Source organism: Chlamydia avium 10DC88, assembly GCF_000583875.1.
GTDB lineage: Bacteria > Chlamydiota > Chlamydiia > Chlamydiales > Chlamydiaceae > Chlamydia > Chlamydia avium.
The window spans coordinates 1,007,183-1,031,822 of sequence record NZ_CP006571.1 but is presented as its reverse complement, the minus strand read 5'-3'; the positions used below and the strand labels follow the sequence as shown (position 1 = coordinate 1,031,822).

Here is a 24,640-nt window from a genome sequence, read left to right as displayed (position 1 = left end):
AACTACATATCCTTTGGCGCACTCCACTTCGACGAAGAAAACCTTTGAGATAGCATCGCTGTGTATGCTTTTAACGATGTTGTTCTCAATACTGCCTCACTTACACTACCTACATCCAAAACCAATGGCCCACTTAAAAAGCTACGAATATGAAGCAGCTGCTGCACAGCCTTCTCCACACGACCCCAACTAGCATTTCCAAAAGTAGTATAAGTCAAATTTAGTAAAGGACGACTAGACTCCGGTAGAGTTCCATCTCCACAACCAATACTACCTAAAACCAAAGGAAGAGAACCCGCAAAATGGGATAATACTTCGAAATAATTACGTTCTTGAGGCAAAAGGGAACCAAAAGCTCCCTGTGGTCCCTCATACATTTCCTGTAACAGTTCAAATAACAAGGCTTTCCACCGTTCAGGAGAATTAAAAATAGGAAGGGCAGAGATATAAGGATAGCATTGTAATATCCAGTCATTGAGAGTCTTTTCAGCTAAACCCAATAGTGGGAACTCTTTTTCCAACTCAATAAATAAGCTACTCTTATCCTCTACCGGAGATTCTTGAACGAATTCCCTAGCTCTTTTCACTAATAATTGCAGGTCACTAAAAACACAATGCCCCAATAAAGCAAATAGCCATTCACGAAAACAACGTCTTCTTACGATACTCTGTTTATCCTCTTCTGAACTTGCCCAGCCTTCTTCTTCTAAGTACACTCCAGGACGTAATGTATCACAAGAAATCTTTGAACCCAAATATCCGAAAAATCTAGGAGAGGCAAATGCTAGTACTCTATCACATGAAGAATTAATAATTTCCTTCTTACAACCGTCTTTAACATAAGGAGACAAAGTAATTAATTGTGACGCCAGCATTTGCAAAGCACCATCTTCACTATGTTCAGCTAATGTACGCGCCTCTTTAAGTTGAATTTCCATCTGACGATTCACACTTTGCAAATGCGAGACTTCTCGAGTATAAGAGAAATGTCTCTGCAACATTTCTTCTTCTAACTTAGCTTTATCCTTATTTAAATCCTCAACTTCCCGAGTATAACGTTGACGTAATGCTTGGATCTCTTGTACAAGTCGAACCTTTTCTTCTCCTGATTCACGAGCAGATTCTGTTGCAGCAAGATTCTGCTCCACGACATTCCTCATTTTCTCCTCAAGCACTATGCGATCACTTTCTAACTGAGATACCAAACTTTGTAACGATTGATAAGAAGATAATAAGTTCTCCTTATTTAACACAGCATCCCTTAAAGCAATTGCCTCCTCCTCAGAAGTAGCAAGAAGATCTTGTAATTTTGTTATTTCACCCTTGCTTCGTAATAACTCCTCGTCTTTTGACGTCACTTCCTTTATCAACTTTTCGATCTTCTCTTGTGTATTCTCTATGCTCATCCTGGATAAATGTAAGCTATCTGCAAGTTCGCTTTTCTCATCTTGGAGGACCTGCATTTGTTTTTGCGTTTTAGCTAATGACTCCATGAGACCGCGTACTTGCCCACTCTCCCAAGAAAACATCGTGTCTCTTAGCTGTTCATTTTCTTCCTTTAAAGAATGTATTTGTTGAACTTTACGATCTAGCTGTTCCCTTTGTTCGTTGACCTTTGCTTCAAGTATGTTCTGTTGCTGTTCTAAAGAACCTATTAATAGTTGGTCCTTCTCATGCTGCTGTATTCTGTCGGAAAGATGTGTATTAATGTCAGTAAACTCTTTAATAAGACTCTTATTAATCGTAATTTGTTCTTGCATGTCAGAAATAACCTCCTTTTTAGAGGAAACCTCTTGCCGCAAAGCATGGAGTTCTTCTATAATAGCAGCATTTAAAGGAGACGATTCTTTCAACTGTTCTATCGTTTCATTAAGCAAGTCAACATCATGACTTAAGGAAAATACTTTAGATTCCTTATTACGTAACTGTTCTCTCAAGCATTGAATAGTAATTTTAGCTTGCAAATATCTTTCTTTATAATCGCGTTTCAATAAGACATCAAGATTTTCAGAATTTAAAATATCTTGAATTGCCATGTCCAAATTTAAACGTTGCTGCATTAATCTTTCTTGATGCATAGAAGATGAAATTAACTCATTATATCCTTCTGCCAATTTGTTTAATAAATTATTACGTTCTTGTAATAAGTTCTGAAAAACGCAGAAGGTCTTAGATTTCGACTCACTTAATTCAGAAGATTCTTCCTCTACTATTTGTAGTTCTACCTGATGAACCTCTTGAGAAAGAGTTTTCAACTTCTCTCTGTGCTCCTCAATGAATTTCATCGTACTACTTTTCGAAGCTTCTAAATCCATAATCTGTTGTATCAATAAATTTCTTTCACTTTCCAACTGTAATAAGCGAAAATCATTTGTACTACCAACACTATGACCACCATAATAACTATACAAACTTCCTAACTCACTACTTACACGTTCTTGAAGTTCACGAAACTCTGATAAATCTAGTAATATCTGGTGCCTGTTTTCAGTCTCTTGAGATAATAAGGAATAAAAAAATCTCTCTTGCTTACGTAATTCCCTATCAAAGGTTGCTAACATCTCTTCTTTTTTCTGAATTGTCGCTAATAAATCTTCTCTTCTAACCTCACCACAAGGAGAATGTGCTGTCAACATAGCACGTAGTTGATTCTGCAAATCACGAACACTTACACGAGGTGGAATAGATCTTTTAGGAAGACGTATAGACAAATACAAAGAAATACTAGTAATTAAAAGAACGGTTCCTATAGCTACAAATGCCACTCCTATAAATGTTAGAGTCGTTGCAGGTAATAATGTTAAAACTAATAAACCTACAGAAATAGCAAAAATACTTAACACCAGACCCACGATACACGACACTAATGGACATCGTGACTTCCACAATGAAGTAACTTCTCCACGTTCTTCAGGAGTTAAATCAGAAAACAAAGATAACGAAAATTTATTCTCTAAACCCGAAGTCCCCAAAGGCTCAGCAATCAAATTCGCTGTCATACCCAACCCAAAAAACCACAATGAATCAGAAGATTTTATAGCCGAAAATAGTTGAAAATCAAATTAAAAAAGATATCTAAGTAGAAACACCTAGAAAATAAAAATTACATAGATTAATTAAAAATGAAAAGATGTTGTTAAAATAATATAATGACAATCAAAAATATATTAATAATAGATGATGAACCCTTACTAAGAGATTTTCTTTCAGAACTTCTTCTATCTAGAGGATACATCCCAAGCTGTGCTGATAATGTTAAGCATGGCTGCCATAAAATCAAGACAGAACAATTTGACTTAATCATTTCTGATATGAATATGCCCGATGGAACAGGGCTTGAAATTATTACAACAGTAAAAAAATACTCCCCACATCTTCCTGTATTAGTCATTACTGCCTATGGAACAATAGAAAATGCTGTACAAGCTATGCGCTACGGAGCATTTAACTATCTGACCAAACCATTTTCTTCTGAGGCTCTATTTGCCTTTATTAACAAAGCCGAACAACTCCAAGATCTTGTCCATGAAAATTTACTTCTCAAATCACAAATCCCTACGGAATCTCATCCTTTAATTGCTGAAAGCCCCTCAATGCAAAAAGTACTTTCTAAAGCTAAAAAAGCAGCAAGTAGTTCTGCAAACATTTTTATTCATGGTGAATCTGGATGCGGTAAAGAACTCCTAGCATTTTTTATTCATAACCATTCTTTACGATCCCTACGCCCCTATATCAAAGTCAATTGTGCTGCCATCCCAGAAACTCTCTTAGAATCAGAGTTTTTTGGTCACGAAAAAGGAGCATTCACAGGAGCTTCAGCGAAAAAAGCAGGAAGATTCGAACTTGCACATACAGGGACTCTTCTACTAGATGAAATTACTGAGGTCCCCATTCACCTACAGGCAAAGCTCCTACGTGCTATCCAAGAAAAAGAATTTGAACATCTAGGAGGTACAAAAACCCTATCTGTAGATGTGCGGATTCTAGCCACATCAAATAGAAACCTAAAAGAAGCCGTTGAAGAAAAAATCTTCCGACAAGATCTATTCTATCGTCTCAATGTCATTCCTCTTCATCTTCCCCCTTTAAGAGAACGTAAAGAAGATATTCTTCCCCTAACACAATACTTTTTAGAAAAATTTTGCCATTTAAATAACCGACCTTTGAAAACCCTTTCAGAAAAGGCAAAATCCGCACTAATGCACTATCCTTGGCCAGGGAATATCCGTGAATTATCTAATGTCATCGAACGAGTGGTCATCCTAGAAAGTTCTAGTCACCTCACCGAAGACATGCTAGCACTATATTAAAAGACAACGCACGAATCCGAACCGGGAGTTTTTCTTGAATTCCTGAAAAAATTGTGATAAACTCCCCTGCAGTCCTTTCTCAAATCAAGGCATTCAAGCACCGATAGCTCAACCGGATAGAGTACCTGGCTTCGGACCAGGTGGTTGGAGGTTCGAATCCTCTTCGGTGCGTTAAACATTTTTCTAAATAAAGGGTTCCCCTTTATAATGATTCTTAAGAAAAGTTTCTTTTTCTTTTCCCAATTTTTCTCTAAGTTACACGCCTTTATTACTAAAGGAGAAGGTATGCGCCATCCTCGCAAACAATCACCGAAGAAATCATCCCCTCAGAAAGATAACAATGTTAACGTAACAATCACTGGGAGATCCTTTCATATTTCCTACCCGCTCCGCCAATTAATCATGGAAAAAAGTCGTCAGCTTCCTGTTACAGCTATCCATGTCGTTCTAACTTCACATAAAGAAAAACAAGGAACAGAAGTACATATTCTTGCTTCCAAAGGAAAAGAATCCTTTCAAGTAAAAACACATAACAATAATCCCTACAGTGCGGTCATTTCTGCATTTAAAAAAATACGAACATTAACTCATAAGTATCAAGAAATACGCCTTGATAAAAAGAAACATGACCTAGGGTTATCAAAAAAAGAAGAGCATGTCCTTCAATTAGAAGAAGCTGACCATCAATACGATGATGTCCTGCCCATAGCAGCTCTAGATGCCTGGGATTCATTAAAATGCTACGGTTATATCCCCAACGCAATGAAAAAACACCTATCCAAAAAGAAAGTCCCTCTTCCTATTCTCTCTGAAGAAGAGGCAATACGGAAATTTGCTTCCTCTCAGGATAAAGTCCTGGTGTTCCTAAATGAAAAAGAGCATAAAATTCAACTCATCCATAAACAAAACAACGACAATTATGTCATCATCGAACCAATTATCGCCCCAGGATTCCACATCACATAGAGAAAAGCCTTCCCCCACGTTGAAAATCTTTGATCCCTTACGGCATAAAATCTTAGTTTCTACGCCCGAAGAAGAGGTACGACAAAAACTCATTGCCTTCCTCATTAAAGATCTTCATTACCCCCCGAACTCATTCATCATAGAAAAAGGACTGGCTACTCTCTCTCCTCTCCTACAGAAGAAGCACACTTTTTACTCTAAAAAGCGTCGTCTGGATCTTCTTGTTACCACCCCCATAACCTATACGAATGCTGAGGGAAAAATCTATAACCTAGGGAAACCACATCCTCTACTTCTTATAGAATGTAAAGCACACGCTATCAATCAACGCACCCTAAATCAACTATTAAGCTACAATTATATTATTGGGGCTCCCTGCCTTTCTATCGTGTGTTACAATAAGCAAAAAACAGGATTCCTCAATCCACAAACACATTTGTTTGATTTTTATCCAGGATTACCTAGTTATTCACAGCTCCTTACTTATTACTTACACCTCAAACATACGGTATAATATGCATACTCGCCTACCCGGAATCGTATTGCAAAATCTTCCTTCAGAAAAAACACATTGTATAACGACTATCTTTTCTCCTCTAGGTCTGCTTACATTCTTCGTAAAGCAAGGGCAAACTTTACATTGTCCTTTTCGTGAAGCCTTGATTCCCCTATCTTTGGGTGCCTACACTCTAGATTATGCCCCACCAAAAATGCACCGATTAGTTTCAGCAGAATTATATAATGTTTTTACCGAGATTAAAACTACTTATTCCTACCTTCAAGCTGCAGGGAAAATTTCTCAAAGTCTCTTAGTATCCCAATGGCAAGAAAAACCCTCCCCTAAACTATTTTCCCTATTATTCAACTTCCTTCATCGCTTACCAGAAAGCAAAAATCCCAATATGTTTGCTGCGACTTTTCTATTAAAACTCTTACAATATGAAGGATGTCTAGACCTATCTCCGAACTGTTCCCAATGTAAACAAATAATCCATTCCTCAAATTGCTACCGATACCAAGGCCTCAAGTTCTGCAATCAGCATAAACCACCACTAGCAATACCTATAGAATATGAAGAAGAACAAATCCTCCATGCTCTGGTACATGCTAAACACTTCCAGGAATTACTCCATCTATCGAACTTCCCCTTAGAATTTTCAGAGAAAATCGTCCGTATGTTTGAAAGCACGTTACCAAAAAAACAAACAAATAACTAACGTAAAATAATCGCACCTCCAGATCGGCTATGGACATTAAAAACTAAGGTCACTGGAGACAAATCAATAAGAGAATTACAGTAGGTTTTTTTCCAAATACCTCGACCTCGCTTAACAAGATCCCCTTCTACTATTACCTTCCCTTTCGTAGATACTGTAGTATGAACAATGACTCCTACATCCCTAGGAAGGACTAGTGTCACAGGTTCTGATTCGTTATTAATAGTAATAAAAGTATTTTTATACCATGTGCCACGAAAATCTAAATCCATTTTACATGAAGAACAAGAAAACTCTAATGTAGTCAACTCAGGATAATTCCCTGTTAATTTCCCACGTAAAAATCCAAAAGAACCATGATACGCAATTGACACTAATCTAGGAAAATCCCCAGAAACATCGAAATGCACACGCTTTTTACGTTGTGCATAAATCTCCATCGTTTCCATATCAGGGAAAGAACTAGAAAAATTAAAACGATCTATATGAAATTGTTCGTCCTCAGAAATGTAGTGCTCAGAAAATAAAGAACAATTAAATGGCACTAAAGAACAACAAAAAAATACAATAAGAAAAAAAACCTCAAGGCCTACACCTCAAACTTCAAATCAAATTTAATATGAAAATTCAAAACAAAGAAATCAAGCAGAAGAGGTGCGGTACCCACATTGCGAAAGAGGGGACTCGAACCCCTAAGGAAAGCTCCACTACCACCTCAAGATAGCGCGTATACCAATTCCGCCACTCTCGCAAAAAAACTAGCTTACTGAGAGCCTCCCCTTTAGCTCAAGAAAAAAAATGTTTCCGACTGAGTAAAAATTCAGTAAATTAAAACTATACACCACATTATTTAGGAACCATGCGTTGTACAGCCCATTGCACAGCTTCATCATATAATTTACATGTGCTCTCTCATCTACTGAAAACCCATTACCCCACTATTCTCTCTAGAGAATACGTACTCATTTCTTCGGAAACTCCTGAAAAATGTGATAAGATTGCTGTTTTCTTCCCATTTGGTGTTACTGTATTTTGGGGATGGCAAGAGTCCGAAGAAATCAAAATCCTCCAATCCATCGTGACAGCCTCTCCAGAAATCCTCCCACTGCCCGAAATTGATAGATACACCTTCCACTACGGAGATAAACTCCAAATTCGTAGAGATAGACTCATCCTCGCGGACTCACACTTAAATACCAAGCTAGCAATCTCCTTCGGGCTTGCACAATCTGTCAAACTCACAATATTTGAAGCTACAATCTATAAAACAATTGAAGATTCCAAACGCCTTCCTCAGGATCTAGCAACTAAAGGCAAAATCTCTATGTCACGCAGAGCAATTGCTAAAAAAATTGGTAAGCTATTTTTAGATAAGGCGTCCGTGAATCTCCACTCAGATATCCTCGATGAACCAGACTTTTTCTGGGAACATCCCAAAACACAACCTATTTATATCGATGTTTTAAATTGTCTAGATATCAACGCGAGGATTAATGTTCTTAACCACCGACTAACTATTCTCGGTGATGTTTTAGAAATTCTAAATGATCAGCTTAACCACCAACACTCTTCTGCTCTAGAATGGACAATCATTTGGTTAATCATGCTTGAAGTTTCTGTAGCCCTACTTAAAGATGTTTTCAATGTTATTTAATTTTTGTAAAAATCTTCCTATATATCTCTTCTGCGGATGTATTCATCTCTATAGATGGACGATTTCTCCTTTACTAGGTTATCCTTGTCGATTTTTCCCCACATGTTCACAATACGCTTTACAAGCACTAAAACATCACGGAATTCGCGGACTACTACTAATCATAAAAAGAGTAGGGAAATGTGGGCCTTGGCATCCCGGAGGCATCGATCTAGTTCCTACGATGACTTTAGAGGAAGCTTTAGGCGCGTCCCTGGCATCAACCGATGATGATTCATATGATTCTCACGCATAATCTCTTCTACAGTAATGCCAAAACGCCGTGCAATTAACCACAAAGACTCTCCTTCTTTCACTACATACTCTTCATATTTGATTGGAGAGTCCTTATCAATGACCGCTTCATGATGTTGGTAAATATGACAACGCGGAGAAGATAACAATCGGGAAATAAACTTTTTACTATAAGGAGATTCCTTAGGAAGCAAAAAAACAAACGACTGCAAAACCTCATCAGTAAACTCATGAATTACCCAATCTTCATCATGTACTAACAAGAGTAGAGCAGCTAGAGGCTCACCTAAATCTACATAGGTACACAAGACCTTCCTTCGCTGTTGATCTGATATCGCCGTTGATCGATTATGTTTATCACATAAAGAAAAAAATACTTTTTCCCCATTACGTATAACCATATGCGCTAAAGCAGCTATCGTAGACACCTGCTCCTCAGCACCACAAAGTAATGTCCTGAGATAAAGAAATTCTTCCGTAAGGCAAAAATGATACAAGCATTCCTCATCCACCAAACCATGGTCTATATTCTTAGCAAGAGTTAAAAATAATCCTTGGGAAGTAAAAGGATACCGTTGACAAGACAAGTATTGCCGGATACTACAATAATCTTTTTCATCCAGATTCGGAAGTAACCAAGTTTTTCCTCCGCTACGTAGTTCAGTAAATACTAAAGGATGAGAAAGCGCACTGGCTACGTCTATATTATACGTATGCATAGCAACACTTAAAGCCCATAATTTAATGGGACGCCCATAAAACAAACGATTTTCATCCAATAAACAATACAAATCCTCTAAGGAAGATTCAGATAAATAATCTAAAAAATCTTCAGGAATTTTCTGTACGCGACAACTCCTAGCAACTAAAGGACCAGAAAATAACTGTAACTTATAAAGATCTTTACGAAAAATTGTGGTGTAAAACAAAAGCAAAAAAACAATATTTAACCCCGCACTTAAAATGAGTGCTTGCCACAACCAGCGTGTATTTTTTTGCACAGACATGCTAAAAGACAACTCCTAAAGCAAAGATTTCTCCCAAGTACAAAATACTTGCCACTATACACTTCTCCTCGTAAAATGTGTCACAAAAACGTTAATATTCCATGCGAGTTTCTTTATCTTTACTGCAAAAGTTTTTTTCCTCTCCCTTGCCTTTAAAACAAATCATAGAAGCTTGCGATCGTATAGGAATAGAAGCCGAAGTAGAAACAACTACTCATTCCTCTGTTGTTACAGCGAAAATACTCACAACTACTCCCCATCCTAATGCTAATAACCTAGTTATCGCCACACTATCTGACGGGAGTACACAGTATCAAATTATTTGCGGAGCACCCAACTGCCAACCAGGAATTATTGTCCCTCTAGCACTTCCAGGAGCTCAAGTATACGATAAAAACGGACACTTATATACAATAAAAAAATCGAAATTACGAGGTGAAGAATCCCAAGGTATGTGCTGCGGAGCTGATGAACTTGGCTTCCCACATTTACAAACACAAGAAAAAGGTTTATTCGTATTTCCTAAAACTACTCCCCTAGGAGAAGATGTCTATAACCTTTTATCGGATACCTCTATCGAATTTTCTCTAACACCTAATCTAGGCCATTGCGCCTCACTTTTAGGACTCGCTAGAGAAATTGCCCACGTTTCTCCTACAGCAACACTCTCAATTCCTGAAAATTTTTCCTTTGCTCCCCTACCAGTACAAGTACAACAAAACACTCAACATGATCTAACAATCTGTCCCTTCTTTTGTTATGTAAAAATTTCTGGAGTTTCTTCGCAACCCTCTTCTCAAGAAATCCAAGATGCACTCAAAGCTTGTAAATACAAGCCTATAAATGCCGTCGTAGACATCACTAATTATATCATGCTTTCTTTAGGGCAACCCCTACACGCATATAACGCACAGGCTGTTGATTGCGAATCTCTTAGAGTGCAAGCTGCTAGCTCTCCCCATATTCTTAAGCTATTGAATAACGAAGAAATCTTCATCCCTGAAGGCATCCCTGTTATCTGTGATAAAAATAATCACTTAGCCCTGGCAGGAGTCATGGGAAGCCTAGAATCTTCATTTCAAGATACCACGACAGAAATTATTTTAGAGTCTGCTTACTTCTGCCCTAAGGCTATCCGTAAGTCACAAACCCAACTTCCTATACATTCCGAAGCAGCTTATCGTTTTTCACGAGGCACAGACTCTCACAATGTACTCCCCGCATTATATGCAGCTATCCACTATATTAAGAAGTTTTTCCCTAATGTCCAGGTCTCACCTATTCGCACCCTTGGGAAAGAATCTCCTAGAGAAATACTGTCATTACGAAAAGAAACCGTTCAAAGAACCTTAGGCACTCAACACTCTGAAGAAGATCTAACAAACAAACTTAACGCATTGGGATTTACCGCTACAACACAACAAACAACCATTACCGTAGAAGTCCCCTCTTACCGCCACGATATTCACCAAGAAATTGATTTAGTTGAGGAAATATGCCGAACAGAACCTTGGGACATAAAAAAGAGTGAACCCGTCCCCGTATACACTCCCATCTATTCCCTAAAAAGAAAAATTGTCGACTTCCTTGCACATTCCGGTTTACAACAATTTTTTACTTGCGACCTTTTAGATACCGAAACAGCATCTCTAGATAGACAACAGGAAGATTCTCATACTATTAATCTGCAAGGATCTAAATACGCAACAGTATTGCGTACCTCCCTACTACCTGGATTACTAAAGAGCACAGCTATAAATCTTAATAGACAAGCTCCTTATGTTCATGCCTTTGAATTAGGAACCGTATATACGAAAGTAAAAACACAATACAAAGAAACCCAAAACTTGGGTATTATCCTAGCAGGACAAGCAGAAAATATCTCCTGGATTCCCCGCAACCATGTACTGTCCTTCTTTTCTATAAAAGGGTGGCTGGAAAAATTATTCTATCATCTCCGTATTCCTTCATCCTCCTATACAATTCAAGAAAGCCATCACGAGAATTTTCATCCATATCAACAAGCAGAAATCTACTTACATAAGCACATGCTAGGACGATTTGGAACGTTACATCCACAGTTATGTAWAAAAACACGAATTAAGGATCCTGTATTTTTTGCTGAGATTTCTGTAGATATCCTATTATTAACACAAAAGAAATCACAAAAAGTCTATCAGCCCTATCCTATTTATCCTTCATCGTTCAGAGATACAACGCTCACTGTCCCTGAATCCTTACCAGCGGATTACCTACGCAGGAAACTTTTAAGTTTCCCATCTAAATGGCTTGAAAGTGTTTCCATTATCAGTATATATCAAAATAGGGGCTCTTTACTAAACAAGAACGTCTCCTTACGCCTTGTATTTCAAAACAAAGAACGCACATTATCTAATCAGGAGATTGAAGAAGAACATGAGCGTTTACTTGCTAGGCTTCAGCAGGAATTAAACGACACAATAGGAACTATCGAGTCATGAAACAGCTGCTTTTTTCATTTACGCGCTTACTTTCCCGTGTTTTATTTATGGATCTATTCTAAAGCAAGATGCCTCCGTCATGAAGGAAACATTCCGGAATAACTATGGAATCATTGTCTCGGGGAAAGATTGGGTAAAACGTGGTTGTGATGGAACAATTACCAAAATACTAAAAGACGGATCGATACTCTATGAAACCTATACTCATGGTCTCCTCCATGGGAAGGTAACACAAACCTTTCCACACTCCACAACTCTTGCTGTAATCAAAACTTATGATCAAGGGCAGTTAATTTCTTGTAAGACTTTCTTTTCCAACGGCCTACCATCTCAAGAAGAAATTTTCCAAGAAGATGGAGCACTCAGCATCACACGGTGGCCTGATAATAACAATAACGATACTATTGCTGAGCCTTATTTCAAAGAAACAACACATAATGGTCGTGTAATTGAAGGAAATTATTCCTCGTTCAATGGGAAATATTCTTCTTCTATTCACAATGGAGAAGGCATTCGCTCTACATTTTCTGTAAATAATGTCCTCCTTTCTGAAGAGACGTTTACCGATGGTGTTATGGTAAAAAAAACTACTTTCTATCCAACACGAGATCCTGAAACCATCACACATTATACCAACGGTCAACCCCATGGACTTCGCCTTACCTATCTCCCTGGAGGGATCCCAAACACTATCGAAGAATGGCGATATGGCTATCAAGATGGGACAACAACAGTATTTAAAAATGGCTGTAAAGTAGCAGAAATCCCCTTTATTAAAGGTATTAAAGAAGGATTCGAGCTCCGCTATAATGAAAATGAAATCATAGCTGAAGAGGTTTCCTGGAAAAATAATTGCCTACATGGAATGCGAAAAATTTATGCTGCAGGTGTCTACAAATGTGAATGGTACCATCGTGGTCGCCTAGTTTCGAAATCAAAATTCGAAAGACTCAATAACGCGGGATAAATTGAGTTTCCTGTATGCATAAAGACTTTCTTCTTATCCCCGAAGAGTCTAAACTTTCTCTATCGCAAGCCTGTTCTCAAGGATTGCAGGTAGGGAAATACCCACCTATACAGGTAATCGTTCATTTTCAAAATAACTCAGTGGTTAAAACCCGCCTTTCCGTGGCTCCTGTATTCTCCTGTTTATTTCTTAGTGCGGGTTCACACAAAGCTATGCAAGAAATCCTCCTATTATGCACAAAATATGCTCAAAAAACAACCCTTCCTATCTCTTCTTATATCAATACTTCTATACTGTCTGAAAAACAACAACGCATTTTAAATTGCATAGCTGATGTCCCTTTCGGGGAAACGTGCACCTATCAAGATATTGCCAAAGAAACACACACTCATCCACGTACTGTAGGCATGGCGTGTAAGCATAATCCCTTTCTGTTATTTTTCCCTTGTCATCGAATTCTTAGCAGCAACGGGGAACGTCATTATTGTGCAGGAGAACAAATCCAAAATATTCTTCTTCGGTTTGAAGGATCTTTACGCTAATTCTGGAGCCTAGGATCTAAGGCATCACGAACACCATCGCCTATTAAAGCTATGGCCATAAGTAATGTTGTAAGTAAAATAGCAGGCGGCCAAAGAATCGCGCTTTCTGAAGGAAAAGCAGTGACTCCTTCTCTCATAATACTTCCCCAAGACGCTGAACTTTCTTCTCCCAAACCTAAAAAAGTTAAACCTGCTTCACAACTAATCATGGCCATTACAGAAAATGGCAATAAAGCAATCGTCGGGACAATAGCATTGGGAAGAATTTGATGTACCATAATATGATAGTGGCTAAAACACATATTCGTAGCAGCCATAACGTAAGGCATATTCCGTTGCCTTAAAGTCTCGATCCTAATATAGCGGCTAAATCCTGTCCAACCAAAACACCCCAGCAATACTGTATCTAAAATTAAAGATTTTATCTGAGTAATTGAAACAACTAGCATTAAAATAAACAGCATGGGCATAGTTTCCCAAATCTCTGTAAATCTAGAAAGAATGATATCCGTAGTACCCCCAAAGTATCCTGAAATCAAACCAATAATTGTCCCTATCAGTAAAGCAATAGCCACAGAAATTCCTCCTACAACTAGTGCAATACGAATACCAAAAATTAAAGAAGCCAGAAGATCTTTGCGATTAATACGAGTGAGTTCCCACCACCGTACATACTTATTCATATCTCTGGAGCCACCTGCATCATCTTCCCAATGAAACAAGCTCAATAGAGGACGAATAATAATACGTAGCTCTTTAGATTCCTCATTAATCCATGCACGTTTGTCTTGAATAAAATTAATAGCGCCATGAACCTTGTTATACTCTTCTAATACCCGACTAATACGGACAAGTTGTGAACGAATAGGCTCTGATTCTGCTTCCACAGAAGCACGAGCGAGATGCAAGCGGTCGTAATGGCTGTGATTATATAAAGCTAGATTTAAATCATGCTCAATACGAACTAAAGCCATAAGAAACGGGCGGTAATCATCAATCGTCTTATGCCAATCCCGCAGTGCAACTTCATAAGGGCCCTGTAATTTTTGTAACCTTTGTCTGAGTCTCTCTAAACAAATTTTTTCATTTTTCTCTTGTAAATAGTGCAGGGTTGGCATCTGGGATCCTTTGTACCCCTCATATGCCACACAATACTTCTGTAATTTTTCATGTTGCAACTGACGACATTTTGCCTTAATTAAGATACCTAATTGTTCATACGTACTCATATAATGCTTTTCCAATTCCCAAGTACGCTTATCCTGAGGGAGAAGCATTAAAGATTCTGGATGCGTATTTGTCATTTGAGAAAGAATTTTTTCCGCACGGAGTTTCTTTAGGATTTCATCTCCTGCAGGATCAGGAACATATCCAGCATAAACAAAAATAAACCCTACGACTTGCACGCATAACAAGACACAAAGAATAACCTTACGCAAGCAACCTTTAAAGCACTTACACCCTATAAAAAAAAAGGGCAAAGTCACCATCAATACATTGAAAAACAAATCTATAGGTTTAGTGAAAAATCCGGGGAACCATAAATACCGAAATAATGGAGAAAAAAAAGTCCCATGCCATTTAACTAGTAATGGCTTACTGCTTGCAAATATAGGGGCATAGACCCCAATAATGGATAAAATGACGACAAATTTCCACGCAAGAGAAGCTAAAAAATTCTTATGATAAGCTTGTACAAACCTAAGATAAAAAGAATGAGATGTCTGCATAAGCTCTTAAGTCCTCCTACTCCCCAAGTGCACCCTAGGGTCTAATAATACACAACAAATATCCCCAATGAGATATCCCACTAAAGATAATGTCGAACCCACGAGAACAGAAAATAATACAACATTATGATCACGATTTAAAATTGCCTGATAAAAAAACCTTCCGAACCCATCAATATCAAACAAAGTTTCAACAACTAAAGCCCCTCCTAATATAGCCCCTAACGAAGAAGTTAATGAAGTTACTAATGAAGAAGCAGCATTTTTCCCTACATGCTTCACAAGAATATTTGAACGGGAGACTCCCCGTGCACGCGCTGCACAAATATAATCTTCTCCAAGGATTTCTAAAAATATAGATCTACTTAACCTTGATTGAGCAGCAAATGCTCCATAACTAACAGCACAAAAAGGAAGTATACAATGGGTAATAATATCTAACAGTTTCCCTGAAGAACTGAGTTGGTCAAAAATCTCAGACGGAGAACACAAACCACTATAGGGCATTGGAATCGATGTAAACGGTATAGTCTTGTTAATAACAAAATGATCGATAATCCAGGGGACAGCAACAAATACAGGAATAGAAAAAAGAATAAGAAAAATAAAATTCAAAACATGATCCAACCAACGATTTCTATTTAAAGCCATAATCATGCCGAATACTTGGCATAAAACAAAGACAACGATTAATGGCAATACCGATAGAACTATAGAAGCAGGCAAACGTTTGACTACCTCAGAAATTACTGTTTTATGAGGATCATTACGTAAAGTCCCAAAATCTAAACAAAGAATGCGGGACATATAACGAGCAAATCGTGTTTCTAGAAAAAATGTCTTCCATGAGATTCTCTGAGCATAAGGGAAAGCATCCATTCCTCCCTCTTCTTGGAACCATTTCTTCAGTGCTTTTACTTTTACATCAATATCTTCTTCAGAAAGCAACTTTACTAAAAACGCATTACTCTTAGACACTTTGTCATTGTATGCATATTGATCTGAGGATAAATTCGGGCCAACAATCCCCTGGCGGATTCCTCCTCGAATAAATAAATCTGCAGCTATATGACGGTAAGCAGTGCTCTGCGTAGAATCACTAGCTTCAAATAAAAGTATCGGCAAAATAAACTTCGCACGATCACCCCAATAAATTTTCAACGCAGACAAAGATTTTCCTTTCGCATTGCGTTGGGCACTCTCAATAATCTCTTGAATCCCTGATTTCACTTTTGCATGTGAAATTGTCTGTCGTGTATTGAAAAAGATCGGTAAAGTTAGCCCATAGTGCTCACGAAACTGTAAATAACGATCAGGGCCTTTATAAGAACGAATTTTATCTGATTTTCCTGCTTCTCCATGAGAATCTGTTGATAACTCTTCTATAACATCTCCAGGAGCTGCATTTAATATGACAAAATTAATAGCAACAATGGAAAACAGCGTTAAAGGGATCAGTAGTAAACGTTTTAAAATATACTTAAGCATCTTCTTCCACCTGCTTATCGAGCCAGACCGTTTGAAGATTTACCATTTCGTCTTGAGCGTCTGGAATCAAATCTGTTCTATTCTTAGGAATGAAGATATTTTTTACATAATCCTTATAAAGCAATGAGTAGTTACGAGAGAACAGGAAGGCATATGGCGATTCTTCATGAATAATTTCATGGAACCGGTGGTACAAATCTAGGCGTTTACGTGCATCATACTCATAACTAAGTTGATCGATAATTTTATCCGCTTCTGCATTATGAAATCCTACTACATTTGCTGATCCTCGTTCCATAGCTCCCTCAGAATGCCAAAGAGCTCGGGGATCTTCAGGTGGGGAGCCCAGGCACCACCCAGTCAGAATAGCATCAAAATTTTTCTCATCAAAAGCTTGAGAAAGATCAGCTGTATCTAATCCCAACAAACTGCATTCTATGCCGATCTCTTTGCACACAGTAGCTACATAATCTGCAATTGTTCGACCTGTGACACTTTTTACATAATAACATAGTCGAAAACGAAAAGGGATGACTACCCCATCAATAATTTTCTCACGAATCCCATCACCATCAGTATCTATCCATCCCTCTTCATCTAGTATGCGTGCCGCTTCTTCTGGAGAATAATGCCATCCCTCTATATTTTGATTGTAAGCAGGCGAATAGGGTGAAAACGGCCCGCTAATTATATTAGCGCGTCCATCCAAACACTCTTCTATAATCCTATCACGATCAATAAGCATGTTCATTGCGCGGCGAACTTGACGATTTTCAAAAAACAATGAATAGCAGTTCCAACCAATATAAGCATAAGAACGATCTGGATAAACAATTTCTCGAATTGCCTCTCCCTTGGTCACTTGATTTTTATAGGCAGCAGTCTTCATAAAACTTGCCAAATTATCTGCCTGATTTGGAGGCAAGTAGGTAATATCGAGTTTCCCAGACTTAAAATCTTGAAATAACGCGTCTGTACTTTCTTTAATGTAAACATAACGTTTCTCTACCAAGGCTTCGCTAGGATCATAGTGATTAGGATTACGAGTAAAAATAATTTTCTCGTCATCCATTCCAGAAAAATAGAAAGCTCCGCAGCTAACAATATAATTACTTGCCCAATGTGATGCAAAATTCTGAGCCCATACGGAATCTTTACGATAAATATCGGGGTCAGAGTCATCCTTCACAATTTTTTCTCCATTAGAGAAATACTGATAGACAAAACATGGTAGGGGCTCTATACCTAGGGTATTAAAAAAGGCAGAATATAGAACTTTCTTTTCTTCCTGTCCCTCTTCGTTAAGAATTGTATGTGCCTTCCAGCGCACAACAAATTTCAAATCATTCTCTACTGTGAAAGACACAATATCCTCAAAATACGACCGTGAAGCTACAGCTCGCATTTCCGACATATAGGGATTCATCACAGCATCATAATAAAATTTAAAGTCATAAGCTGTAACAGGGTGAGGACGAAGAAAATCTTCAGAAAGTTGTACTTGTTTAGGGAACCGGGATGGATCTATAGATGCCCAAAATACATTAGGGCGTAAATATACGTGAAATTCCTTATCCCCAGAGCCGTCAAGAACTGCTCGTTCTTCAATTTTTAGTGCTAGCCCTGGAGCAAATTGCTCGTATTTCCCCACATGACAACTTGCTAGTCCTGGGACACATAAATCATACATTTTACGCACATAATCATAGCCATTGAAGGGACTAAGATTATTGGGCTTTCCAACATGGGCCGTACGTAATATACCTTTGGGAATAAAATTCTCCCCTAACAAACTTCCTAAAGTTTTTTCTTTATAGAGATCAGGACAAAGAAGATTAGGATAACGGGGATCTCCTACTTCAACATTTTGCGTCTGAGAAGAAACATGGGGTGCGGGGGCTAAAGATAATTGTGAAGCCTTATTTTGTCTGATAATACCGAGGACTTCCTGGATATCTTCCCGCACATCTCGTACATCTCTTTTGATAGACTTGACATCTTTTTCCAGCAGGTCGGATGACCAGTATAACAAAACTAAAGAGAGAACAACTATACATTTTAAAATCTTGTCAATCACATACCGTTTATTCATGTAAACAGATCCTCTGCCAAAGAAACTATCACTTCAACAGTTCTAGAAAAACATGTCCTTTAATCTTCGAGCTTTTCACAATCTCGTCAATTGCACAATTATAACATAACCTAACAAAAGCAGCTAAAAATTTTATTAAACAATAAAATTGTTTATACTAAATGAAAAACATTACAACCCGCTTCCATTAAAGAAGGCCTAATAACGCTAATAGCAAGTGTAATCTCTCTAGAATGGCACAAATGCCATAATGTGGCCTTCTCCCTGTCTATAGAGCCAAATTTAAAACAAGAACTAGCCACTGAAATGGGATTTCATCCAATCTAAGTACAATAAACGGCCTTATTTTGAGCCATTTTAAATAATTTCTTTTATTGAAAGAAATGATTTTAGCCAACTAAAATCTATTCTGAATAGGCCTAGAACGGATTTTGCATTGAAATCATTACAAAATATTAATTTAAAAAAACAATATAAACACACCTCAAGAAGCATCAACAAATTTTTTAAAAAAATTAAGAAAAACACCACGAAACACAACATTCAATGCGTAGAGAAAAAGAAATCGTTAGTAAAGAGGGAAATATTGTTTAGAATAGTTTCCTAAAACAGGGGGCCCCCCTGTTTTAGGTTAATAAAAGAGATTAGTGATTAACCTTGATTTTCGGAAGTTTGGGATTCGGTTTCATCCTCTCCACATTGTTCCTTTTCTGGACTAGCACTGTCGTCTTCTCCAAATACAGAGTGACTCGCCCCTAGAGCGCAAAAAGAAGCTAAAAGAAGTGTTAGGATCAATTTTTTCATTTCTATTCTCCTTGTTACATATGCTAGCGAACCGAATATAACAACTTAATTTGTGTTCATAGAAATATCAAGAATCTCACCAGCATACAGGTTTCTAGACATCTTATGAGAAAAGAAGAATAATCTGCAATTAAAAACCTATGAATACAAAATACCTGCTCTTTAGAAATTCAATTTAGATTTAGGCAAAGAATTCCCCGTAGCCTTTAAACATCCACTGAACTATCCCTGGATGGGTTTTTCTTTCTACTAACTAATTAATGCCACTAACAATTTAGCAATAAAAAATCCCCTGAAATAAACAAAAACACACGGTCATTTCACAAAAAACGAGTTCCTGATGTTTCCTCAGTTTGATTCATACTGAAAATACTAGAATATTTCTCTAGAAAATAAGAAATAAACTTATCCAAAAGTGGGGAGGAAAAAATCTTCTCTCTGCTGTGGTAAAAGGTAAATCCCATAAAGAAGAATGACTATGCCAAGGATTAAAGAAAGTATTGCTACAGGAATCGGCACTAAACCCAAAGAAATACATCCCTGAATAAATAAATCAGAAATGATACATGATGTAAAAACAGCGTAAACTGCAGCAGATCCACATAACGATAAAATTAAGCCAAACACCGCTACAGCACTAGCAATTTCATACCGTGTTCTAACTGAAAAGCGCGTGCGCCATGAAACACTCATTCTATCACACAGGCTTATTTGTATTGTTGAACAGCTTGGATCAGTCTTTACCATAAGAACATTCAATTAACGAATACAGTATAGTAATAAATCATCGGAATTAATAACTATTATAATCAATTCCATAAAATTTAATTAACTTTCTTGATTTTTTATAATCTCTTTTTTTTAATTCTTCGTATATCCTTAAACCCTTAGCATTCATCCCCTGTTGAAAATACAGGATCCCTAGCTTTGTCATAATCTCCACATCTGTGGGTTTTACTTTCAAAATCATTTCATATTCTTGAATCTCTTCTAGAGGCATTTGTAAATCATGATAACTATAAGCTAATTGTGCGTGGACCCAAGCATTTCCTGGAGCATATTCATTTAAAATTTTAAATTCTTCAATAGCTCGTTTTGCTGTTGCAAAAAACTTCTCCTGTACATCGTCTCCATATCTTCCAGGAGGCACCCAATAATTGGAATCAAATTCAGGATACTTCCGGGGATCAGCATACAGTCCTGATAAAGCTACATAGGCATCAGCCAAAGAAACATGAGCTCCTAAATCTATAGGAATAGACTGTACGACCTTAATATAAGCTTCCACGGCCTTCTGTAATAAACATTCACGGAAAAGAAAATAGTCTTTCCAAAAACAAAAACAACTAAATTTTCTTAAAAAATCATGTTGAGGAAGAAAAGTGAATACATGAGATACCAGTGTGTACTCCTGATTTTGCAAATCTATGGCCAACTTAGTTGCTGAAGAAGCTCGATATGTTTGTTCTTCAACAATATTTGGTTGTCCTTTAAACAATCCCTGAGCCTTGTCTAAATACTCATTTGCTAATGTCTCAAAAAAATCTGGTTTCCCTGACAACAAATAAAGACGGATAACCAAACAAATAAATAAAGTTAAAAAGAAACAGGCTAAGCAAAATGCGGGGATTAAAGTTTTCCCTGAAAAAAGGAAAAAATACAGAAATACTCCTAATTCTATAGCCATCAATACTAAACAACTAAAGATAAGCAGGCTATGGCGAATAAGATAGTTACGTAATTTGTGATGAGTATTTTTACATAGAGTTTCTAAAGTAGATAAGGCGTCGTATGCTTTCATGCATTTAAAAAGAGACTATGTTATTTTAATCAAATCGCTTGGATATATCGTTTCTCAATACTACAATATATTTTATGATTTCTGCCTATTTGTTAGCTAATTTTGGTGGGCCTCGCAATACACAAGATTGTCAAGCTTTCCTAACTTCACTACTTACAGATCCTGATGTAACTGGCGGAATGCTCCCCTCAGCTATTCACAAGTACTTATTTACATTTATCGCTAAAAAACGCACTAAAAAAGTCATTCCTTTTTACGAGGCTATTGGAGGGCGTTCTCCTATATATCAAGATACGGAATCTCTGGCAAAAATATTATCTTCATATTTACATGCTCCTGTTATTCCATTTCATCGTTACCTGGAGGACACACATACGGCTACAATTCGCAAACTCGAGGCCTTTAAAAACTTACGTGTTTTAGGCGTCCCCTTATTTCCTCACTTCACTTATGCTGTTACAGGAAGTATTGTACGATGCATTCATAAGTATCTTCCCGAAGCAAACATCTCCTGGATAGCTCACTTTGGGAATCATCCTGCATTTCTTTCTTGTATCATCGACCATATTCGTAAATTTTTACAATCACACGATATTCCTGAAGACAACTGCTGTCTATTATTTTCTGCTCATGGACTCCCTGTAAAATATATCCGTAAAGGAGATCCTTATAGCCAACAATGTGAGCACTCGTTTCTTGCTATTTCTCAACAGCTGCACCCTATAGAAACTCATCTTTGCTACCAATCAAAATTTGGCTTTGGGAAATGGCTATCTCCGGCAACACAAACAATATGTGCAACACTAGCGACTAGTAAAAAATATGTCCTTATTGTCCCTTTTGGGTTTACTTCAGAACATATAGAAACTTTATATGAAATAGAAAAAGAATACTTGCCTATCCTTAGGCAGAGGGGATATGTTGCTTTACGTATCCCGACAATTTACAACTCTGTGCATTGGGGGGAAACACTAGCAACTATTATTCAAAATTCCCCGCATACAGCATATCCAGAACTTATAAAATCGTCATAGTTTACGGGAGATAATTTTGTTGTTTAATTGCTTGATATTTTCCCGAGCGCATGCTCCTAACTAAACCCATATTAAATCCTTCGAGTAAGTTACCTTTTGCATCTCTAGGAACAACAAGACGTAAACCTTCTTGATTTAAAGGTTGTGAAATAATTCTTAAACGATCTTTATAAGCCGTTTCTATTAATGCCGTCACTTCAATAACAGGAGCAAGCAAAGCATCATAACAACTCGAAGATAAGGCTTCTAAAGCTATAGGTACATGTTGATAAGGAACAAGAACAGCATCAGGAATATCCTGCCCCACTAAAACTGAAGAATCAAACTTATATACTCCAATTAATTTCCCTTTTAAATCTTCTATGGATCTATAGGGAGAACCCTCGGCAACTACAAGAACAGGTCCGGTCAATAAAATAGGATCCGAAAATTGATAATAATCCAACATCTCTACTGTAGGGGATATGGAAGTGAATACCCCAGACGTTTTATGATCATCAAGATTTTCAAAAAGATGGATCCAATCTTGATTTACAATATTGATATTTAAATTTTCACGATAATTAATTTCGGCAACAAGATCATTCAGAAAAGCATTGATATTTGCAGTATAAATCCCAAATTGCTTAGGGAACCAAGTAGTATCTCGGCCGACTAATACTACTTTTTTTTCTCTAGAACATCCTAGAAAAACTAAGGGAATACAGAGAAGGACCAAAGGCATTAGCCTCAATACGTTCTTGATTTTCACACTAACTTCCACATTAGAGACTCATTTCTGCATCATATTCTACAAAAGAAATTTTATCTAGTATGCTAACTAGAAGAAACTCCAAATAAAAACATTTCCCAAAAATAGGTCAATAACCCTAGTCGTAATCTTTTCTTGTTCTTCTGTCTGTATCTTGCTTAAAATCAAAACGTGATGTCGAAAATCCTATCAAGAATCAATAGAATCTTTAACATATTCTGATAAAAATGTTCCACCTAGTTTCCTTCTACGATTCAAAATAAGACCATCAATAAGAATCGGTGATGTAGAAGCATTTTCCAAAAATATTAATCCTTTTTTAGCCAAAAGATGCCCTTCAAGAATAGCACGAAGAATATTCATTAAATACTTATTTGAAATATCATATGGAGGATCAATGTATATAATATCAAACACTTCTCCTTTCTTCAGTAGCTTTTGAATTGCTGCACACGCCTCTTGTTTCACAATAGTTATAGGTAGTTTAGGATCAACCAATTGACAATTTGCACGGATTAATTGTACAGCATAAGAAGATACATCGACAAAAGTAACCGAAGATGCTCCTCGACTCAAAGCTTCTAAACCAATGGCCCCTGCTCCTGCAAAAAGATCTAAAAACTTGGCATTTTCAATACAAGCAGCGCAAATATTAAAAACGGCTTCTTTAACCAATCCACAAGTAGGGCGTATGGAAGACGTCGAAATAGACTTTAGAGATTTTCCTTTGTATTTTCCTGATAAAATTTTCACAAAATCCTTTGGGGAACAAAATCTATGTAATCAGCAGCTACTAAACTATATTGTATACCACGAATTTGACCAAACCCCTCTAAAGGCACTCGAACTTTATGCATATGTCCAAATATACAGTGGGAAATCCTTTTATCTGCTTCTAGCATACTTGCTATAGGTCCCGAGCTCCCATCACTACTAATAGGAGGATAGTGCGTCATAACAATAATACGATCCACGTCTCTAGGGACACTATCTAAGGCTCTGCGTAATCTTCCTTGTTCCCTTAAAAAAATTTTCTCATCAGATTCTCTATACTCACGATGTGGTTGATTCCCATCACCTTGAAAACACTGAGGTGCTATACATATAGAAGAACTATCCCATAGTCGTACGCCAACTACAGCAAGTTTAGGATGAATCACACACATTCCTTGAGAAAGATAGTGTAGACTATGAGGAAGAGCTTGATTTATTTTTTTTGCTGAAGCAGAACTCCAATAATCATGGTTCCCCCGAATCATATATTTTGTCCCCGGCAAGGCATCTATAAAAGCAAAATCTTTCTTTGCCTCTTCAAGATGCATTGCCCAAGAAATATCTCCAGGCAACAGAACAATATCTTGATGAGAAATAGTCTCTATCCAACGAGTACGGATCTTTTCATGATAAGCAATCCAGGGTTCTCCGAAAACTTCCATAGTTTTTTCAGGAGCTCCAATAGCCAAATGAAGATCTGCTATTCCATAAATCCGCATAGAATATCCA

The 24,640-nt window shown here is 37.3% G+C and carries 22 protein-coding genes and 2 tRNA genes; 11 read left to right on the top strand and 13 right to left on the bottom strand.

What is annotated here, in order from left to right:
* Positions 1-2 precede the first annotated feature (2 nt).
* Positions 3-2,999 (bottom strand): coiled-coil domain-containing protein, encoded by a 2,997-nt coding sequence (locus RT28_RS04625; protein ID WP_038501227.1) that lies wholly within the window; start codon positions 2,997-2,999, stop codon positions 3-5.
* A gap of 150 nt (positions 3,000-3,149) precedes the next feature.
* On the opposite strand from RT28_RS04625, the gene RT28_RS04620 reads away from it, so the two are divergent.
* The 5 genes from RT28_RS04620 (at position 3,150) to recO (ending at position 6,493) form a co-directional block, all read left to right on the top strand.
* The gene (locus RT28_RS04620; protein ID WP_038501225.1) at positions 3,150-4,310 is read left to right on the top strand and encodes a sigma-54-dependent transcriptional regulator; all 1,161 of its coding nucleotides are present in this window, start codon (positions 3,150-3,152) and stop codon (positions 4,308-4,310) included.
* Between the two features lie 97 nt (positions 4,311-4,407).
* Positions 4,408-4,481, top strand: a tRNA-Arg gene (locus RT28_RS04615).
* 114 nt (positions 4,482-4,595) lie between these two features.
* Entirely contained in the window at positions 4,596-5,276 is a 681-nt protein-coding gene (locus RT28_RS04610) for an HPF/RaiA family ribosome-associated protein (RefSeq protein ID WP_020355859.1), read from the top strand.
* Positions 5,230-5,790, top strand: a complete 561-nt coding sequence (locus RT28_RS04605; protein WP_020355858.1) for a type I restriction enzyme HsdR N-terminal domain-containing protein — start codon at positions 5,230-5,232, stop codon at positions 5,788-5,790. Before RT28_RS04610 ends, RT28_RS04605 begins: the two co-directional genes overlap by 47 nt.
* Position 5,791: 1 nt before the next feature.
* Complete coding sequence (recO, locus tag RT28_RS04600; RefSeq protein ID WP_038501223.1) at positions 5,792-6,493, top strand: DNA repair protein RecO; 702 nt, start codon at positions 5,792-5,794, stop codon at positions 6,491-6,493.
* On the opposite strand, the gene RT28_RS04595 is transcribed toward recO, so the two are convergent.
* Entirely contained in the window at positions 6,490-7,038 is a 549-nt protein-coding gene (locus RT28_RS04595; protein WP_240991511.1) for a hypothetical protein, read from the bottom strand. The genes recO and RT28_RS04595 overlap by 4 nt on opposite strands.
* A gap of 124 nt (positions 7,039-7,162) precedes the next feature.
* Positions 7,163-7,244: transfer RNA gene (locus RT28_RS04590), tRNA-Leu, on the bottom strand.
* Between the two features lie 108 nt (positions 7,245-7,352).
* On the opposite strand from RT28_RS04590, the gene RT28_RS04585 reads away from it, so the two are divergent.
* Positions 7,353-8,147: an RMD1 family protein gene (locus RT28_RS04585; RefSeq protein WP_020355855.1), complete on the top strand. Its 795-nt coding sequence runs from the start codon at positions 7,353-7,355 to the stop codon at positions 8,145-8,147.
* On the top strand, positions 8,137-8,442 hold the full coding sequence (yidD, locus tag RT28_RS04865; RefSeq protein WP_081750425.1) for a membrane protein insertion efficiency factor YidD: 306 nt from the start codon (positions 8,137-8,139) through the stop codon (positions 8,440-8,442). Before RT28_RS04585 ends, yidD begins: the two co-directional genes overlap by 11 nt.
* Here the strand turns inward: yidD and RT28_RS04580 are convergent.
* Entirely contained in the window at positions 8,366-9,448 is a 1,083-nt protein-coding gene (locus RT28_RS04580; RefSeq protein ID WP_020355854.1) for a LysM peptidoglycan-binding domain-containing protein, read from the bottom strand. The two genes, yidD and RT28_RS04580, sit on opposite strands and share 77 nt — an antisense overlap.
* A gap of 101 nt (positions 9,449-9,549) precedes the next feature.
* Between RT28_RS04580 and pheT the strand changes: the two genes are divergently transcribed.
* Genes pheT through RT28_RS04565 form a run of 3 tightly spaced genes read left to right on the top strand, consistent with a single transcriptional unit; the run spans position 9,550 to position 13,437 of the window.
* Complete coding sequence (gene pheT, locus RT28_RS04575) at positions 9,550-11,928, top strand: phenylalanine--tRNA ligase subunit beta (protein WP_038501219.1); 2,379 nt, start codon at positions 9,550-9,552, stop codon at positions 11,926-11,928.
* A 16-nt stretch (positions 11,929-11,944) separates the two neighbouring features.
* A complete protein-coding gene (locus RT28_RS04570; protein ID WP_038501217.1) occupies positions 11,945-12,895 on the top strand; it encodes a toxin-antitoxin system YwqK family antitoxin in 951 nt (316 codons plus the stop codon).
* Positions 12,896-12,909: 14 nt separating this feature from the next.
* Positions 12,910-13,437 carry an MGMT family protein gene (locus RT28_RS04565; protein ID WP_020355851.1) on the top strand — a complete coding sequence of 176 codons (528 nt, stop codon included), beginning with the start codon at positions 12,910-12,912 and terminating at the stop codon, positions 13,435-13,437.
* On the opposite strand, the gene RT28_RS04560 is transcribed toward RT28_RS04565, so the two are convergent.
* From RT28_RS04560 to RT28_RS04540, 6 genes are all read right to left on the bottom strand, one after another.
* Positions 13,434-15,167: an ABC transporter permease gene (locus RT28_RS04560; RefSeq protein WP_038501215.1), complete on the bottom strand. Its 1,734-nt coding sequence runs from the start codon at positions 15,165-15,167 to the stop codon at positions 13,434-13,436. The two genes, RT28_RS04565 and RT28_RS04560, sit on opposite strands and share 4 nt — an antisense overlap.
* Positions 15,168-15,173: 6 nt before the next feature.
* A complete protein-coding gene (locus RT28_RS04555) occupies positions 15,174-16,655 on the bottom strand; it encodes an ABC transporter permease (RefSeq protein ID WP_038501213.1) in 1,482 nt (493 codons plus the stop codon).
* On the bottom strand, positions 16,648-18,732 hold the full coding sequence (locus RT28_RS04550; RefSeq protein ID WP_240991543.1) for an ABC transporter substrate-binding protein: 2,085 nt from the start codon (positions 18,730-18,732) through the stop codon (positions 16,648-16,650). Before RT28_RS04550 ends, RT28_RS04555 begins: the two co-directional genes overlap by 8 nt.
* Before the next feature lie 666 nt (positions 18,733-19,398).
* On the bottom strand, positions 19,399-19,551 hold the full coding sequence (locus RT28_RS04925) for a hypothetical protein (protein ID WP_166484587.1): 153 nt from the start codon (positions 19,549-19,551) through the stop codon (positions 19,399-19,401).
* A gap of 405 nt (positions 19,552-19,956) precedes the next feature.
* Positions 19,957-20,244, bottom strand: a complete 288-nt coding sequence (locus RT28_RS04545) for a hypothetical protein (RefSeq protein WP_020359193.1) — start codon at positions 20,242-20,244, stop codon at positions 19,957-19,959.
* A gap of 100 nt (positions 20,245-20,344) precedes the next feature.
* Positions 20,345-21,352 (bottom strand): tetratricopeptide repeat protein, encoded by a 1,008-nt coding sequence (locus RT28_RS04540; RefSeq protein ID WP_020355844.1) that lies wholly within the window; start codon positions 21,350-21,352, stop codon positions 20,345-20,347.
* Between the two features lie 74 nt (positions 21,353-21,426).
* Between RT28_RS04540 and hemH the strand changes: the two genes are divergently transcribed.
* Entirely contained in the window at positions 21,427-22,386 is a 960-nt protein-coding gene (gene hemH / locus RT28_RS04535; protein WP_020355843.1) for a ferrochelatase, read from the top strand.
* Position 22,387: 1 nt separating this feature from the next.
* Here the strand turns inward: hemH and RT28_RS04530 are convergent, their stop codons facing one another.
* From RT28_RS04530 to RT28_RS04520, 3 genes are all read right to left on the bottom strand, one after another.
* Entirely contained in the window at positions 22,388-23,137 is a 750-nt protein-coding gene (locus RT28_RS04530) for a transporter substrate-binding domain-containing protein (RefSeq protein ID WP_035392693.1), read from the bottom strand.
* A 189-nt stretch (positions 23,138-23,326) separates the two neighbouring features.
* Positions 23,327-23,890, bottom strand: coding sequence for a 16S rRNA (guanine(966)-N(2))-methyltransferase RsmD (gene rsmD / locus RT28_RS04525; RefSeq protein ID WP_020355841.1), 564 nt, complete (start codon positions 23,888-23,890; stop codon positions 23,327-23,329).
* Positions 23,887-24,630, bottom strand: a complete 744-nt coding sequence (locus RT28_RS04520; protein WP_020355840.1) for a metallophosphoesterase — start codon at positions 24,628-24,630, stop codon at positions 23,887-23,889. The genes rsmD and RT28_RS04520 overlap by 4 nt, the downstream gene beginning before the upstream one ends.
* Positions 24,631-24,640 lie beyond the last annotated feature (10 nt).

Bases quoted from the DNA above. Each gene is read 5' to 3' on its own strand.
- RT28_RS04605 (WP_020355858.1), top strand. From the start codon at position 5,230: ATGTCATCATCGAACCAATTATCGCCCCAGGATTCCACATCACATAGA.
- hemH (WP_020355843.1), top strand. From the start codon at position 21,427: ATGATTTCTGCCTATTTGTTAGCTAATTTTGGTGGGCCTCGCAATACA.
- RT28_RS04565 (WP_020355851.1), top strand. From the start codon at position 12,910: ATGCATAAAGACTTTCTTCTTATCCCCGAAGAGTCTAAACTTTCTCTA.
- RT28_RS04560 (WP_038501215.1), bottom strand. From the start codon at position 15,167: ATGCAGACATCTCATTCTTTTTATCTTAGGTTTGTACAAGCTTATCAT.
- recO (WP_038501223.1), top strand. From the start codon at position 5,792: ATGCATACTCGCCTACCCGGAATCGTATTGCAAAATCTTCCTTCAGAA.
- yidD (WP_081750425.1), top strand. From the start codon at position 8,137: ATGTTATTTAATTTTTGTAAAAATCTTCCTATATATCTCTTCTGCGGA.
- RT28_RS04585 (WP_020355855.1), top strand. From the start codon at position 7,353: ATGCGTTGTACAGCCCATTGCACAGCTTCATCATATAATTTACATGTG.
- RT28_RS04555 (WP_038501213.1), bottom strand. From the start codon at position 16,655: ATGCTTAAGTATATTTTAAAACGTTTACTACTGATCCCTTTAACGCTG.
- RT28_RS04580 (WP_020355854.1), bottom strand. From the start codon at position 9,448: ATGTCTGTGCAAAAAAATACACGCTGGTTGTGGCAAGCACTCATTTTA.
- RT28_RS04610 (WP_020355859.1), top strand. From the start codon at position 4,596: ATGCGCCATCCTCGCAAACAATCACCGAAGAAATCATCCCCTCAGAAA.
- RT28_RS04545 (WP_020359193.1), bottom strand. From the start codon at position 20,244: ATGAGTGTTTCATGGCGCACGCGCTTTTCAGTTAGAACACGGTATGAA.
- RT28_RS04925 (WP_166484587.1), bottom strand. From the start codon at position 19,551: ATGAAAAAATTGATCCTAACACTTCTTTTAGCTTCTTTTTGCGCTCTA.
- RT28_RS04620 (WP_038501225.1), top strand. From the start codon at position 3,150: ATGACAATCAAAAATATATTAATAATAGATGATGAACCCTTACTAAGA.
- RT28_RS04625 (WP_038501227.1), bottom strand. From the start codon at position 2,999: ATGACAGCGAATTTGATTGCTGAGCCTTTGGGGACTTCGGGTTTAGAG.
- RT28_RS04540 (WP_020355844.1), bottom strand. From the start codon at position 21,352: ATGAAAGCATACGACGCCTTATCTACTTTAGAAACTCTATGTAAAAAT.
- RT28_RS04520 (WP_020355840.1), bottom strand. From the start codon at position 24,630: ATGCGGATTTATGGAATAGCAGATCTTCATTTGGCTATTGGAGCTCCT.